We start from the raw sequence: 14390 nt of genomic DNA on the forward strand, positions 1-14390 counted from the left end.
GAGCCTCGAGCGGTCAGACGTTGTCGCGCGGCCAGTCCCAACGCACGCAGAACGTGCCGGGCCCGAAGTCGAGCCCCACCGCGTGGGCCTGGCCGTTGGGCGTGACCTCGACCTTGCGCCGCGTCGTGGTCTGTTCCTCCGGGTTCACCGTGTACAGCTCGCAGTACGCGGGCAGGGCGTCGGGGTCGAACTGCAGTTCCAGCACGAACTCCCGCACCGGGGTGGTGAAGCGGCGGCAGTAGGTGTCGTCGCCGCGCGAGTACGGCGGTCCCGGGAAGTCCAGCGCGTAGTCGATGATCGCGGTCTCACCGCGGACGAGTGGTGTGTCCAGGACGATCTCGGCGACGATGATGCCGGCGTCCTCGTCCTTGGCGACTCGGCCGATCTTGCACGACTGCAGTGACACGACCTCGGGAAACGGGCGGCCCGGCCGTTCGAGGTCGTAGACCATCACCGTCCGGTCCATGCCGTCGCGTTCGGCGCGCAGCACCTGTCGCACGGCGATGCGCAGCTCGCCGCGGTCGGCCGCGATCTCCAACCGGTCGTGCTGCGACAGCCTGGTGAGCGCCGTCTCCGTCGTGAAGTCGATCTGCTTGAGCAGCTTGGACACCGGCTCGCTCGCCGGGAACAGCGACGGGATCGGCACCCGCGACGACTCCCGCTGCACCCGCCCACGCGGTCGTGGCGGGCCTAACAGCGCGATCAGCGACCCCGGCGCGACCCCGAGGACCGACTCGAGGTGGCCCAGCGCGGCCAGTGACTCGGCACGCTCGGGCCTGCGCCGGCCGGACTGCCAGTAGCTCAGTGCCGTCACGCTGACCGACACGCCGCGTGCGCGCAGCCGGTACTGGATCCGGTCGAGGCTTAAGCCGCTGGCCTGGATGGCTGTGCGCAGCGCGGTCGGGAAGGCGTCCGCGGCGAGGTTGTCGACAGGGTGTGGCAGCGTCCGTCTCACGTCCCCAGCTCGATGCAGCTCTCGAACTGGTTCGCGCGTCGCGCCGCCACCCATCGTGGTCTCCTCGCGTTCTCCCCAGTCTTCTTCATTACCTACCATCAGGTAACCAACACCCTACGACGGAACGTCCATGCTAGGTAGCCATCGCGTTAAATCCGACTGAGCGCAGCTTGCGTAGCGAAGTTTTTCACCGCGTGCGGTTTTGCGTAGCGAACACCTGACACCGCGCGCGGCAACTTGCGTAGCGCAACCACCGGTTCTCGTGACCGAACTTGTGCGCAGGGTGATCGTAACGCCGGAAACCTGCTGGACGGAACAGCACGGCCGTTGGCTAGCCTCTTACAACACAGCATCCCTCTACAGGAAGAGCACACCGTGATCCGCACGCACGAGGCCGGGACGCTTCGCGCCGCACACGCAGGAGAGACTGTCACGCTGAGCGGCTGGGTGGCCCGCCGGCGCGATCACGGTGGGGTCATCTTCGTCGATCTCCGTGACGCGTCGGGCGTCGTGCAGGTCGTGTTCCGCGAGGGTGAGATGGCCGAGCGCGCCCACGGGCTGCGCGCCGAGTACTGCATCAAGGTCGTCGGCGAGGTCGCCAAGCGGCCCGATGGCAACGAGAACCCCGAGATCGCGACCGGCGACGTCGAGGTGCTGGTCACGGAGCTCGAGGTGCTGAGCGAGGCCGCCGCGCTGCCGTTCCAGCTCGACGAGCACCTCACTGTCGGCGAGGACATCCGGCTGCGGCACCGCTACCTTGACCTGCGCCGGAGCGGCCCGGCCCGCGCCATCCGGATGCGCAGCGAGGCCAACCGCATCGCCCGCGAGGTCCTCCACGCCGACCAGTTCGTCGAGGTCGAGACCCCCACGCTCACCCGGTCCACACCCGAGGGCGCTCGCGACTTCCTCGTGCCCGCCCGTCTGCAGCCCGGTTCCTGGTACGCGCTGCCGCAGTCGCCGCAGCTGTTCAAGCAGCTCCTGATGGTCGGCGGCCTGGAGCGGTACTACCAGATCGCGCGCTGCTACCGGGACGAGGACTTCCGCGCCGACCGTCAGCCCGAGTTCACCCAGCTCGACATCGAGATGAGCTTCGTCGAGCAGGACGACGTGATCGCGCTCGGCGAGAAGATCGTCGCGGCGCTGTGGCGGGACCTGGCCGGCTACGAGATCCCGCTGCCGATCCAGCGGATGACCTACGCCGACGCGATGGCCCGCTACGGCACCGACAAGCCCGACCTGCGGTTCGGTCTCGAGCTGACCGAGCTGACGGAGTACTTCAAGGACACGCCGTTCCGCGTGTTCAAGGCTCCGTACGTCGGCGCGGTCGTCATGCCTGGCGGCGCGGACCAGCCGCGTCGCCAGTTGGACGCGTGGCAGGAATGGGCCAAACAACGTGGCGCGAAGGGCCTCGCGTACGTCCTCGTGAACGCAAACGGCACCCTCGGCGGTCCGGTCGCCAAGAACCTGTCCGAGGCCGAGCGGGAGGGCCTCGCGAAGGCGACGGGTGCCGACCCCGGTGACTGCATCTTCTTCGCGGCCAACAACCCCGTCGAGGCCCGCGCGCTGCTCGGCGCGGCCCGCGTGGAGATCGGCCGCCGCCTCGGCCTGATCGACGAGTCGGCCTGGTCGTTCGTGTGGGTCGTGGACGCGCCGCTGTTCGAGGAGGCCGAGGCCGCCCGCAGCGCCGGTGACGTCGCGGTCGGCGGGGGCCGTTGGACGGCCGTGCACCACGCGTTCACCTCGCCGAACCCGGACTGGATCGACCGGTTCGACACCGACCCGGGCAACGCGCTGGCCTACGCCTACGACATCGTCTGCAACGGCAACGAGATCGGCGGCGGCTCGATCCGTATCCACAGCGCGGACGTGCAGAAGCGGGTCTTCGAGATCATGGGCATCTCCGGGCAGGACGCCGAGAAGAAGTTCGGCTTCCTGCTGGAGGCGTTCAAGTACGGCCCGCCCCCGCACGGCGGCATCGCGTTCGGCTGGGACCGCATCGTCATGCTCCTGGCCGGTGAATCGTCGCTGCGGGATGTCATCGCGTTCCCGAAGACCGGTGGCGGGTTCGACCCGCTGACCAGCGCGCCGGCGCCGATCACGCCGGAGCAGCGCAAGGAGGCGGGCGTCGACTCGAAGCCGGTGCAGAAGGCATAGGACATGCTGCACCTGAGGGCGATCTGCCCGACGGAACACACGGAGGCTGTGGTCAGCAGGCTTCAGGAGCACCCGGGCGTCGCGCACGTGGTGCTCCTGCCCGGCGCCGCCGTCGCCCCGAAGGGCGACGTGGTCGAGGCCGACATCGCCCGCGAGGCGACCGACGAGGTCATCGCTTCGCTGTGTGAGCTCGGCGTCGACCACTCCGGCGGGATCACACTGGAGCAGATCGACACCGCACTGTCCGACGCCGCCGACGAAGCGGAGAAGGAAGCGCCCGGCGACGGCACGGACGCTTTGGTGTGGGAGGAACTGCTCGCCCGCACCGGTGACGAGTCCCGGCTGAACGCCACGTTCATGGCGTTCCTCGCGATCGCGTGCCTGCTCGCCGCCGTCGGCGTGATCACCGACTCGCCGGTGACGATCGTGGGCGCCATGGTCGTCGGGCCGGAGTTCGGGCCGTTGGCGGCGATCGCCGTCGGTCTGGTCCGCCGCCGTTGGGACCTGGTGCGCAGGGCGTCGCTGGTGCTGGCGATCGGCTTCCCGCTGGCGATGGCGATCACCGCTGGTGGCACCGCGTTGGGCAGCGCGGTCGGACTGTTCGACGCGCGGGCGATCGCCGGCGACGGACATCAGGTCGACTTCGTCTACGACATCGGGCCGTGGTCGTTGATCGTGGCGTTGCTGGCGGGGGCGGCGGGGATGCTGTCGATGACCTCCGCGAAATCCGCAGCTTTGGTCGGTGTGTTCATCTCGGTCACCACCGTGCCGGCCGCGGGTTACGCGAGTGTCGCCGCGATTCTCGGGGAATGGAACCGGGTTCTTCCCTCGGTCGGTCAGCTCGTCATCAACCTCGTCGGCATCGTGCTCGCAGCCGCCGCGGTGCTGCTGGTGCGTCGTGCCACGTGGACGACCGTCGACGCCGGCCGTCCACTCTCCAGTGGCTGAGCAGGTGACGTGGCCTCGGCCCGCTCAGTCGCAATGATCCCGACACGAACCTGTTTTCGTTATTTATCCCGAAACAGTCGCTACTTGATCGATGGACATGACTACGGTCGGTACCAGGGACGGGAGTAGGGTCTGAGGAGATGAGTGTGGAAACCGCCGCCGACCCACCGACGCTCGGTGGTGAAGCGGATCCGGAAATACTGGCGACCGTGGTCGCGGCAGAGGCGGTGCTGAGCCGTAGGTTCGGCGCTCGGATCACGCTCACGGAGGCGGAGGATCTGGGCGGCTCCGAGCGGTCGAGCGTCGCGCGGGTTCGGGTCGCGGCGAGTCCGTTCTCCCTGCCACGCACGCTCGTTCTCAAGCGGTACGTGCAGCCACTCCACGAGCACTGCGACAGCTTCGTGCGGGAGGCGGCGAGCTACCAGCTGTTCACCGCGCTCGCGTCCGAGGATCGGATGTGCCCCGAGCTGTTCGCACACGACCCGGGCAGCCGGCTCGTCGTGCTGGAGGACCTCGGCCGCGCGCCGACCCTCGCCGACAAGCTGCTCGGTGACGACGCCCGAGCCGCCGAGCGTGCGCTGCTGTCCTACGCGAGGTCCCTCGGCCGGTTGCACGCGACGACCGCGAGCCGGGAGGCCGACTTCGACGCGCTGCAGCGGCGGCTGACGGTCCCGGACTTCAAGGACCCGCTGGCGATCGACGGCGCGAAGGCCATGAACGACCTGCCGGCCGTGCTGGAGGCTGAGCTGGGGGTCTGCACCTCGGCGGCGGTGCTGGAGTGCGCGGAGCGGAGCAGGAACCTGCTCGAAACCGGGCACCACCGCGCGTTCAGCCCGTCGGACTCGTGCCCGGACAACAACCTGATCACCAACCGGGGCGTGCGCTTCCTCGACCTCGAGGGCGGCTGCGTCCGCAACGCGATCTTCGACGCCGCGTTCCTTCGGGTGCCGTTCCCCTCGTGCTGGTGCCCGTTCGGGCTGCCCAACGGCATGACGGACGCGATGCTCGCCGGCTGGCGGGCCGAGGTCCGGGTGGTCTGGCCAGATCTGGACGACGACGGGGTGCTCCTGCCGGCGTTGCTGGACGCCCAGCTGTTCTGGGTGTGGCTGACGACGTGGCAGTTCTTCAGCAGACCGGAGGCGGCGCAGACGCACTCGTCGCTGCTGTCGGACACTCCGCCGGAGACACACGTGCTGACCGACCGGTGGCGCCGCCTCGCCAACGACGCGTTGCTGGCCGGTTCCGAGGCGGTTGCCGAACACGCCGCCGCCGTCTGCGACCGGCTCCGCGTGCGCTGGTTCGACGACGACCCGGTGCTCGCCCTGTACCCGGCATTCCGCCGCTGACCTGCGAGAACCCAAAACTGTCGGTGCGCGGAGCTACGGTACGGGCCATGGGATTCTCCGCGCGTTACCTCGCCTCGGGTGGTGTGCTGCCAGTGGGGGACTGGCAGATCAAGCGCTACCTCGTGACCGTCACGGACACGCCCCTCGACGACGCCGTCGTCGAGGCGGCCGCGTCGTTCCTGCCGAAGCTGCTGCCGTCCTCCGCCGGCACGGACGACACACCCAGGGTGGCGTTCTCCGTGCTGCACAAGGGAATGGACGCGATCTGGCTCAACCTGTACGCGTGGGTGTACGGCGAGATCCTGCACTGCCGCGCGGCCAGCGCGGCCTTCGACGCGCCGACGGTGTTCACGCCGCTGCGGGAGCCGTTGATCGGTTGCGTGTGGGAACTGCCGGCCCTGGTACATGAGCGGTCCGCCTGGGTGCGGCACGGTTTACAGCCGCCCGAGCCGGCCGTCGAGGCGTACCTCGCGGACTTCTTACCCGAGGGGCCCGTCGGCGCGCCGTGAGAGTGGGCTGAACACCGCGAGCGCCTCGGTGTCCGAGACGGGTTCGAGCAGGTAACCCCTGGTCCATTCCGCGATGTCCGGGTAGTCGCACTCCGCTTCGATCGCGTCGGCGGCCGACGCGCGGTCGTAGTGGGTGCGGCGTAGCTGGATGGCGGGGCCGTCAGCGCCGCCGAGCAGGGCCCAGTGCGCGCCCGTCGTGCCGTACGGCATGCCGACGCTGCCGGGGTTCACGATCGTGCGCCGGTCCGCGAGCCGGACGTACGGCATGTGGGTGTGGCCGCACACGATGGTGTCCGGTGCGCCGTCGAGCACCTCGGCCCACCGGTCGAGCGAGCTGTCGACGAGGACGAACTCCTCGTCGTCGCGTGGGGTCGCGTGACAGAACAGGACCTCGCCGAGCCCACGTACGTCGAGTGTGACCGTCCTCGGCAGACCGTCGAGCAGCTCGACCTGGTCGGCGCGCAGCCGTGGGCCCGCCCAGGCGGAGATCGTCCCGGGCGTTCCGCCGCCGCGGGCGGCAGCGACGAGTTCGCGCTCGCAGTTGCCACCGACCCACACCACCCGGTCGCCCATCGAAAGGAGGAGATCAAGGGTCCGCACGGGCTGTGGCCCGGCCGCGATGTCCCCGGTGAGCACGATGAGCTCGGCGGTCTGGACGTCCGGCTCGGCCAGCACGGCCGCCAACGCGGGCAGCACACCGTGAACATCGGACAGGACAGCGACGCGATCGACCACCGCTTCAGCATCGCCACGCGCCTTGCTCACCGCCAGCGCGTTCGCCACGGGCACAGCGCGATCTGCGGGCCGCCCCGACCGGTCCTAGGTTGAGGGTGGTGAAGGGAGACGCGATGGCAGACGAGGAGTTGCCGCAGGCCCAACCCACAACTTCAGCAACGGTGCCGTCGAGAGCCGCGCTGGCGGCCATGGCGGACCTGGCGACACCCATGGCCATACGGGTCGCGGCGACGCTGCGGGTCGCCGACCGCCTGCCGGCCACCGCGAAGGAGCTGGCGGCCACGATCGGCGCCGACGCGGACGCGCTCGACCGGGTGCTGCGCCACCTCGTCTCCGCCGGCGTGCTGGCCCGGGCGTTGGACTCGGACCGGTACACCGTGACCGAGTTGGGTGCCGGGTTGTGCTCAGACGATCCTGCCGGCCTGCGGGCGCGGTGGGACATCGAGGGCGCGCTGGGGCACGCGGACCTGGCGTTCGTGCGGCTGCTGCACAGCGTGCGGACCGGGACGGCCGCGTACCCGGAGCTGTACGGCGTGCCATTCTGGGCCTCGGTGTCGGCGGACCCGGACCGGGCGGCGTCGTTCGACGAGCAGATGGGTGCCGCTGTCGGGACCGTCGCGCAGCTGATCGTGTCGGCCTACGACTGGGGCGCGCTCGGGCACGTGGTCGACGTCGGCGGCGGCAACGGGACCCTGCTGGTCGCGATGCTCACCGAGTACCCGGCGCTGCGTGGCACGGTCGTCGACCTGCCGGGCCCGGCCGAGTCCGCGCGGAAGATGCTGGCCGCGGCCGGGTTGGCCGGGCGAGGGAATGCCGTGGCCGGTGACTTCTTCGGTGAGCTGCCCACCGGGGCGGAGGGATACCTGCTGTGCTCGGTGCTCCATCACTGGGGCGACCAGGACGCGCGCGCGATCCTGCGCAGCTGTGCGGCGGCCGCCGGCGAGGACGGCGCGGTGTTCGTGATCGAGAACATCGCGGACCCGGTGGACACCGAGCAGGACCTGCGTGGGCTCGTCCTGTTCGGCGGCGGGCGGGAGCGTGACGTCAACGAGCTGACGCTGCTCGCGGAGACCGCCGGCCTCACCGTGGTGGCCGTCCACACCGCGGGCACGGTCGCGATCGTGGAGCTGGCGGCGCAGTGAGCTGAGGTCAGGCCTTGTTGACGAAGCCCACCCCGTCCGGCGCGAGGTCACGCAGGTTGCGGAGGGTGCCGTCGAGGACGTGTGCGCGCTGCTCTGAGATCGCGAGCGGCGAGCCGAACACGCGGGTCAGCCGGCGTACCCGCCTGGCCAGCTTCGGGTCGGCGGCGAGCTGGGCCGCGGCGTCGTCGGCGAGGTCGAACGAGAGGTAGCGGGCCGTGGCGTCGCGCCGCCCACGCCAGACGTGCAGCGTCACGGTGGTGATCTCCGACCAGTCGAGCTGGACGGACCTGGGGGACAGGAACCCGCCGGCACGCACCCACACGTGCTCGCGGTCGGCGGCGAGTACCGGCCCGAATCCGATCTGCGCGCGCACCAACAACAGTTCGAGCACCACTCCGGCGAGGCAGAGGACGCCGATCACCGTCCACACCGGTGACCCGGTCGCGCCGACCCCGAACCCGGCGATCACCACGGTGACCACGAAGATCGCGACTGGCGACGTGTGCTCCCGGACGGCCTCTCGGGTCCGCGCCGGCAGAACCAGCTGCGCGTCAGCCGGGAGACGGGTGGTTCGTTGCACGTGGGGAGGGTAATGGCCGCCGATACGATGGCCGGAGGAGACGCCAGGAGGACCGATGCCGGAGCAGCTGTACCACCGTTACGTCGCGATCGGTGACAGCCAGACGGAGGGCGTCGGCGACGGCGACGACACGTCCGGGCACCGCGGTTTCGCCGACCGCCTGGCGGCTCGGCTGGCCGAACTGAACCCGGAGCTGCGCTACGCCAACCTCGCCGTCCGGGGCAAACTGGCCGGCGAAGTGCACGCCGAACAACTGGCCCCCGCGCTGGAGTTGAAGCCCGACCTGGCGACGGTGGTCGCCGGCCTCAACGACGTCCTCCGCCCGAGATGCGACCTGGACGCGGTAGCGGGCCACCTGGAAGCGATGTTCGCGTCCCTGACGAAGGCCGGCGCCACGGTGGGCACGGTCACGTTCCCGAACGTCGCGAAGATCGCCCCGCTGGCCCGCCCGCTCCTCCCACGAGTACTGGCACTGAACGCCCGTATCCGCGCGGCTGCCGCCCGCCACGGAGTACGCGTGGTGGAGACGTTCGAGATCGACGTGACCACCGACGCCCGCATCTGGTCAGAAGATCGTCTCCACGCCAGCCCGATGGGCCACCAACGCATCGCCGACTCGTTGGCACACGCACTGACCCTCCCCGGCGCCGACGACTCGTGGACCCACCCGCTCCCCGCACTGCCACAACCACCGCGCCTGACGGTGATCCGCACAGAACTACGCTGGCTGACCGGCTTCCTGGGCCCGTGGCTCGGAAGACGGCTCCGAGGCATCTCGTCGGGCACCAGCCGCACCGCCAAACGCCCAGAACTGACCCGATTCCTCATGGACACCCCAACCTGACCCACCAACACCGACGACGATCGGCACCGTCGACGGTCCACTGTCGAGGCCGCTGGCAGACCCGACCCAACCCTCCGAGCCGCCTTGCCCGAGCCAACGGCCCACTCATGCGGTCAACTGTCCACAGGACACTTCGGACGCCCGGAAAATGTCGTTGCTCGCTGGTAGCGTTGAATCCGGGGGCCGGCGGCGGCAGGGGGCGAGTGGGCGACCCACGTCAACCGGATGGACTGTTCCCGGAAACCGCCAAGCCCTTCTGCCCCCTGATGCCACGAATGGCGTGTTCATGCCACGCAGCGGTGTCCCGAAAGACGCGCCCATGTCGTTGAACGTCCCCAACGCGCCGTTCAAGACACCAGCCAGCGGCGGCACACCGCTGCGCGTCGCGATGGAAGGCTTCCTGCTCGGTATCGGCGTCGCCGCCGCACTTCTCGTGCTCGGCGCCGTCATCCTCGCGAGCTTCCTCGGCGGCCGCCGCTCACCAGCCGCGCCTCGACGACATCGGGACTACCGCAGCGTCTCGTGCGCGGCGGACTGTCCATTGTGCTCAGCCCACCCCGCCGGTGTGCCGCCGTACAACTCGTCCTCCACAGTGGGATCCGCGCCAGCGGCCAGCAGCGCCTCGATGACCTCCAGGTGACCTCCTTCAGCGGCGTGGTGCAGAGCGGTGGTCCCACGTCCGTGCCCCGGCCCACCGAACGTGCCGCGTACGTTCACGCCCGCCCCCAACTCCAGCAGCCGCCGTACCGCGCGAACCCGTCCGCGTGCCGCGGCCCACGTCAGCGCCGTCCCCCGGTAGACGTCCGCGTCGAGGGCGGCACCCCGCGCGCACAGCCAGGAGATCGCCGCCACCGCGTCCGCCCGGGCCGCCCAGCTCAACGCCTCGTCGCGGACCTCCGTCGCGTCGTCGCCGGGCCGCCAGGACGGGAACCCGCCATGCGGTCGGTAGAACCCGCGATGCGCCCCCGCGTCCGGCGTGCCCCACAACGCCTCGAGTGACGCGACGTCGTCCAGGCCGGCCGCCGTCCGCAGGTTCCGGGGTACAACACCGCCGGCGGCCAGCACCTCGGCAACCTCCACATTGCCCCAGAACAGCGCCACCACGAGCGGGGTGCCACCGTCGCCCCGCGCGGACACGTCCACCGGCGCACCGGCCGCCAGCAGTACCCGCGCCATCCACGGCAGGTTCGCGTACCCGGCCTGGTGCAGAGCCGTCCAGCCGTGCACGTTCCCGCGTCGCACGTCCGCCCCACGTGCCACCAGCAGCGCGACCAACCGCTCGTCACACGTGGCCGACGCGAGCGCCAACAGGTCGTTGCCGTTGGTGCCGCGAGCGCCGACCAGCGACGGAAACTGGTCGAGCAGTGCGCCGAGCCCCGCCACGTCCTGTGCCCGCAGCAGGTGAAACGCCCGTGCGAACGGCTCCCCGGACGTCCGCAACCCGACCACGTGCCGCCGCAGCGCGACCCAGTCCGCGAAGCCGTGGTTGCGAGCGACGACCAGACGCGCGCCGGCCGCGGTCAACGGCGCCGACCAGCGGGTGAACTCCGCGACCGACGACGGCGTGTCGTCCAGGGCCGACGCCAGCAGTCCCTCGGCACGCTCGGCGTAGTAGTCGGGATCCGGTTCGAACGCGTGCTGCGCCCCGGCCTCGACCCGCGCCACGTACGCCCGCAGCTTCGGCCAGCTGGGGAACCCGTACCGCCGCGCGAGCGCGAGCTGTGCCCGGGACAGCGGGACCGAGTCGGCCCTGGCCAGCTCCTTAGCCTGCTTGCGCAGCTGCTCGAGACTGACAGCGGCCGGCAGAGAAACGTTCACGACAACCTCCTCACCCCGTTCGCCCGCGGTCCGCGAACACCGGGCAGGGGAGAAGGCACGGTCGACACAACACCAGAGGGGTGGGCTCAGCCCTTCCCGCGGACCGGACGCGGCCCCACACCGCGCCAGGTCATCGTAGTCCTGAGCGGCCCGCTCAGAGCCGAGCGGAGCGAGGCCAATGAGCACTGTCGGTGGCGGCGGGTAGCGTCCTCTTCGTGGAAGAAGGGCTTGACCTCGAACTGTTCGACAGCCCGCCGCAGGAGCAGCACCACCCCGGCGCGCGGGAGCGGGTGAGCGCGAACGCGCCGCTCGCCGTCCGCATGCGCCCGGCGACGCTCGACGAGGTGGTCGGCCAGGACCATCTGCTCGGTCCCGGTGCCCCGCTGCGGCGGCTGGTCGAAGGCGCTGCCCCGGCGTCTCTGATGCTGTACGGACCGCCCGGCACCGGCAAGACGACCCTCGCGATGCTGGTCTCCAGCGCGATAGGCCGGCGCTTCGTCGCGCTGTCCGCGCTGTCCGCCGGCGTGAAGGAGGTCCGCGGCGTCATCGAGGAGGCCCGCCGCCGCCTCACCCACTCCGGGGAGTCCACGGTCCTGTTCATCGACGAGGTGCACCGGTTCTCCCGCACGCAGCAGGACGCGCTGCTCGGCGCCGTCGAGGACCGGATCGTGCTGCTGGTCGCGGCCACCACCGAGAACCCGTTCTTCTCGGTCGTCTCCCCACTGCTGTCCCGGTCACTCGTACTGCAACTGCGTTCACTCACCGACGACGACGTCCGCGAGCTGGTCAACAGAGCGGTCGCCGACGAGCGCGGCCTGGGCGGCACGGTCACCCTCGAGAAGGACGCCGAGGACCACATCGTCCGGCTCGCGGGTGGGGACGCCCGCCGAGCCCTCACCGCTCTGGAAGCCGCCGCCGACTCGGCACTGGCCACCGACGACGGCCGGATCGACCTGCCAACGGTCGAGTCGACGGTCGACAAGGCCGCGGTCCGCTACGACCGCCAGGGCGACCAGCACTACGACGTGACCAGCGCGTTCATCAAGTCGATCCGCGGCTCGGACGTGGACGCCGCCCTCCACTACCTCGCCCGCATGATCGAGGCGGGGGAGGACCCGAGGTTCATCGCGCGCCGGTTGGTGATCCACGCCAGCGAGGACGTCGGCATGGCCGACCCGACCGCGCTGCAGACCGCCACCGCCGCCGCCCAGGCCGTCCAGCTGATCGGCTTACCCGAGTGCGCGCTCAACCTCGCGCACGCCACCGTCCACCTCGCGACCGCGCCCAAGTCCAACGCGGTCACCACCGCGATCAGCGAGGCCATGGCGGACGTCCGCAAGGGTGCGATCGGCCCCGTGCCGGCGCACCTGCGGGACGGCCACTACGCGGGAGCGAAGAAGCTCGGCAACGCCACCGGCTACCGATACCCGCACAACGTGCCGGAGGGCGTGCTGGAACAGCAGTACCCACCGGACGAGCTGGTGGGCAAGGACTACTACCACCCGACCCAGCGAGGCATGGAACGCGCGCTCGCCGACCGGGTGCCGAAACTACGCAAGGCGATCAGGGGAAACAGGTGAAGATCGGTTTCTGGTACGGGTTCATCGACGACGGCGTCAGCCCCGTCGACCTGGGCAGGGCGTTGGAGGAGCGCGGCTTCGAGGGTTTGTTCCTCGGCGAGCACACGAACCTGCCGGTCCAGGATCTCGCGTCGGCGCCCAGCGAGGAACAGGCACGCACGCATCCGAGGATCACCGACCCGCTCGTCACCCTGTCGGTGATCGCGGGCGCCACCGAACGGCTGACGCTCGGCACCTCGATCCTGCTCGCCGCGCAGCGTGAGCCGATCGTCACGGCCAAGGCCATCGCGAGCCTCGACGCCATCTCGGGCGGGCGGGTGGTCGTCGGTGTCGGCGCGGGCTGGCACGACGGCGAGCTCCGGCAGCACGGCGTCGACCCCAAGGAGAAGGTCGCCGTGCTGCGCGAGCACATGCTGGCCATGCGCGAGATCTGGACCAAGGACGAGGCCGAGTTCCACGGCAAGCACGTCCACTTCGACCCGCTGTACTCGTGGCCGAAGCCGCCCAGCGGCCCACAGGTCCTGGTCGGTGGCGGCAAGAACCCCGCCTGGCGCAAGATCGTCGAGTACGGGGACGGCTGGTTCCCGATCCACACCGGCGACCCGGACGTGCTCGTCCAGGACATCGGCGAGCTGCGGGCCCGTGCGGCGGAACTCGGCCGCACCCTCCCGGTGACCGTGATGAACGCGCCACCGGACGCGGACGTGCTGGCCAAGCTGGCCGAGGCGGGTGTCGAACGAGCACTTCTCGAGCTGAAGCGGGCCGACCGGGACACCACGCTCGCGGCTCTTGATCAACACGTCGGCTTGTTGACCTGAGCCGAACGGGCCGCTACCAAGTGCTCACGGTAATCTTTCGGCCAATTCCAGACCCCCATGAAACCCCCAGGGAGGGCTCGTGTCAGCAGGGCAGATCGCCGCGCTGATCGCGGCCGGCGCGTTCGTGCTGCTCGTTCTGCTGTTGGCGATCCCGTTGATCAAGCTCGGGCGCACGCTCGACGAGGCGACCATCGCGATCCGCAAGGCGCACACCAACACCGACCCGATCTTCAACGAGGCCAACACCACGCTCACGCGGGTGAACACGCAGCTGGAGCGCGTGGACGGCATCACCGCGAACACCCAGGCGGTCACCGGCAACGTCTCCGCGCTGACCTCGGTGTTCACCGCGACGCTGGGCGGCCCGCTCGTGAAGGCCGCCGCGTTCTCCTACGGCGTGAGCAAGGCGCTCAAGGCTCGCCGCAAGGCCAAGGAGGCGGCCGAGGGCAAGCACGCCCGTCGGGAGAGGCGAAAGGCGAAGTCGTGAGCAGCCCTGTGTCAACCTCGGTATCGGTATCAGGTCGACCCAACGTGACCAACACCTTTGGTTCCGGGGAGGCGGCACAGTGAAGAGGCTCTTCTGGCTGGGGGTGGGTGTCGCGGCCGGTGTGGCGTTGTCGAAGAAGGCCCGCGAGACGGCAAAGCAGGCGACCCCGGCCGGAATCGCCGGTAACCTGGGTGAGGCGATCAGTGAGCTCGCCGGCGCGATCGGCTCCTTCGGGGCCGACGTCCGTGCGGGCATGGAGGAACGAGAAGAGGAGTTGTCCGAGGTGGTCGAGCAGCGGTCCGGGGTCAGCCCGGTAGCGCGGCGCGCCCTCGGCGTCCGGGACGAGGGACGCGGGCGGCCGAGCCGGCCCGCCGACGCGCGAGCTCGCAGGGCGGGCAGCTGAGCCGCGCCCGGTAGCGCCGCGCTGTCCGCCGTGCCGGACCCCAACTCGTTCGACACCTCCAAGGACCCATC

14 protein-coding genes are annotated in these 14390 nt (G+C 70.4%); 10 read left to right on the top strand and 4 right to left on the bottom strand.

Features of this window, described 5'->3' with window-relative positions; all coding sequences use genetic code 11:
* Window positions 1-13: 13 nt before the first annotated feature.
* Window positions 14-955, bottom strand: a complete 942-nt coding sequence (locus tag VF106_RS12685) for a hypothetical protein (protein WP_330839859.1) — start codon at window positions 953-955, stop codon at window positions 14-16.
* A gap of 375 nt (window positions 956-1330) precedes the next feature.
* Here VF106_RS12685 and aspS point away from each other — a divergent pair, with 375 nt between their 5' ends.
* The 4 genes from aspS to VF106_RS12705 all read left to right on the top strand — a co-directional run bounded on the left by aspS (window position 1331) and on the right by VF106_RS12705 (window position 5912).
* Complete coding sequence (gene aspS, locus VF106_RS12690; RefSeq protein WP_330839860.1) at window positions 1331-3109, top strand: aspartate--tRNA ligase; 1779 nt, start codon at window positions 1331-1333, stop codon at window positions 3107-3109.
* Between the two features lie 3 nt (window positions 3110-3112).
* The gene (locus VF106_RS12695) at window positions 3113-4057 is read left to right on the top strand and encodes a DUF389 domain-containing protein (protein WP_330839861.1); all 945 of its coding nucleotides are present in this window, start codon (window positions 3113-3115) and stop codon (window positions 4055-4057) included.
* A gap of 140 nt (window positions 4058-4197) precedes the next feature.
* Window positions 4198-5403 (top strand): hypothetical protein, encoded by a 1206-nt coding sequence (locus VF106_RS12700; protein ID WP_330839862.1) that lies wholly within the window; start codon window positions 4198-4200, stop codon window positions 5401-5403.
* A gap of 47 nt (window positions 5404-5450) precedes the next feature.
* On the top strand, window positions 5451-5912 hold the full coding sequence (locus tag VF106_RS12705) for a hypothetical protein (protein WP_330839863.1): 462 nt from the start codon (window positions 5451-5453) through the stop codon (window positions 5910-5912).
* On the opposite strand, the gene VF106_RS12710 is transcribed toward VF106_RS12705, so the two are convergent.
* Window positions 5883-6695, bottom strand: coding sequence for a metallophosphoesterase family protein (locus VF106_RS12710; RefSeq protein ID WP_330839864.1), 813 nt, complete (start codon window positions 6693-6695; stop codon window positions 5883-5885). The genes VF106_RS12705 and VF106_RS12710 overlap by 30 nt on opposite strands.
* A 65-nt stretch (window positions 6696-6760) precedes the next feature.
* Here VF106_RS12710 and VF106_RS12715 point away from each other — a divergent pair, with 65 nt between their 5' ends.
* Entirely contained in the window at window positions 6761-7789 is a 1029-nt protein-coding gene (locus VF106_RS12715; RefSeq protein ID WP_330839865.1) for a methyltransferase, read from the top strand.
* A gap of 7 nt (window positions 7790-7796) precedes the next feature.
* Here VF106_RS12715 and VF106_RS12720 read toward each other — a convergent pair whose 3' ends face one another.
* Entirely contained in the window at window positions 7797-8369 is a 573-nt protein-coding gene (locus tag VF106_RS12720) for a hypothetical protein (RefSeq protein WP_330839866.1), read from the bottom strand.
* 55 nt (window positions 8370-8424) lie between these two features.
* Here VF106_RS12720 and VF106_RS12725 point away from each other — a divergent pair, with 55 nt between their 5' ends.
* Window positions 8425-9213 carry an SGNH/GDSL hydrolase family protein gene (locus VF106_RS12725; RefSeq protein WP_330839867.1) on the top strand — a complete coding sequence of 263 codons (789 nt, stop codon included), beginning with the start codon at window positions 8425-8427 and terminating at the stop codon, window positions 9211-9213.
* 507 nt (window positions 9214-9720) lie between these two features.
* On the opposite strand, the gene VF106_RS12730 is transcribed toward VF106_RS12725, so the two are convergent.
* Window positions 9721-11031 carry an ankyrin repeat domain-containing protein gene (locus VF106_RS12730; RefSeq protein ID WP_330839868.1) on the bottom strand — a complete coding sequence of 437 codons (1311 nt, stop codon included), beginning with the start codon at window positions 11029-11031 and terminating at the stop codon, window positions 9721-9723.
* Between the two features lie 239 nt (window positions 11032-11270).
* Between VF106_RS12730 and VF106_RS12735 the strand changes: the two genes are divergently transcribed.
* From VF106_RS12735 to VF106_RS12750, 4 genes are all read left to right on the top strand, one after another.
* The gene (locus VF106_RS12735) at window positions 11271-12611 is read left to right on the top strand and encodes a replication-associated recombination protein A (RefSeq protein WP_414638949.1); all 1341 of its coding nucleotides are present in this window, start codon (window positions 11271-11273) and stop codon (window positions 12609-12611) included.
* Entirely contained in the window at window positions 12608-13429 is an 822-nt protein-coding gene (locus VF106_RS12740) for a TIGR03619 family F420-dependent LLM class oxidoreductase (protein WP_330839869.1), read from the top strand. Before VF106_RS12735 ends, VF106_RS12740 begins: the two co-directional genes overlap by 4 nt.
* A gap of 79 nt (window positions 13430-13508) precedes the next feature.
* Window positions 13509-13916: a DUF948 domain-containing protein gene (locus tag VF106_RS12745; protein WP_330839870.1), complete on the top strand. Its 408-nt coding sequence runs from the start codon at window positions 13509-13511 to the stop codon at window positions 13914-13916.
* A gap of 79 nt (window positions 13917-13995) precedes the next feature.
* Window positions 13996-14319, top strand: coding sequence for a hypothetical protein (locus tag VF106_RS12750; protein ID WP_330839871.1), 324 nt, complete (start codon window positions 13996-13998; stop codon window positions 14317-14319).
* Window positions 14320-14390 lie beyond the last annotated feature (71 nt).

It is taken from the genome of Actinophytocola sp., from assembly GCF_036378875.1.
Classification (GTDB): domain Bacteria; phylum Actinomycetota; class Actinomycetes; order Mycobacteriales; family Pseudonocardiaceae; genus Actinophytocola.

Bases quoted from the DNA above. Each gene is read 5' to 3' on its own strand.
- VF106_RS12695 (WP_330839861.1), top strand. From the start codon at position 3,113: ATGCTGCACCTGAGGGCGATCTGCCCGACGGAACACACGGAGGCTGTG.
- VF106_RS12700 (WP_330839862.1), top strand. From the start codon at position 4,198: ATGAGTGTGGAAACCGCCGCCGACCCACCGACGCTCGGTGGTGAAGCG.
- VF106_RS12725 (WP_330839867.1), top strand. From the start codon at position 8,425: ATGCCGGAGCAGCTGTACCACCGTTACGTCGCGATCGGTGACAGCCAG.
- VF106_RS12705 (WP_330839863.1), top strand. From the start codon at position 5,451: ATGGGATTCTCCGCGCGTTACCTCGCCTCGGGTGGTGTGCTGCCAGTG.
- VF106_RS12715 (WP_330839865.1), top strand. From the start codon at position 6,761: ATGGCAGACGAGGAGTTGCCGCAGGCCCAACCCACAACTTCAGCAACG.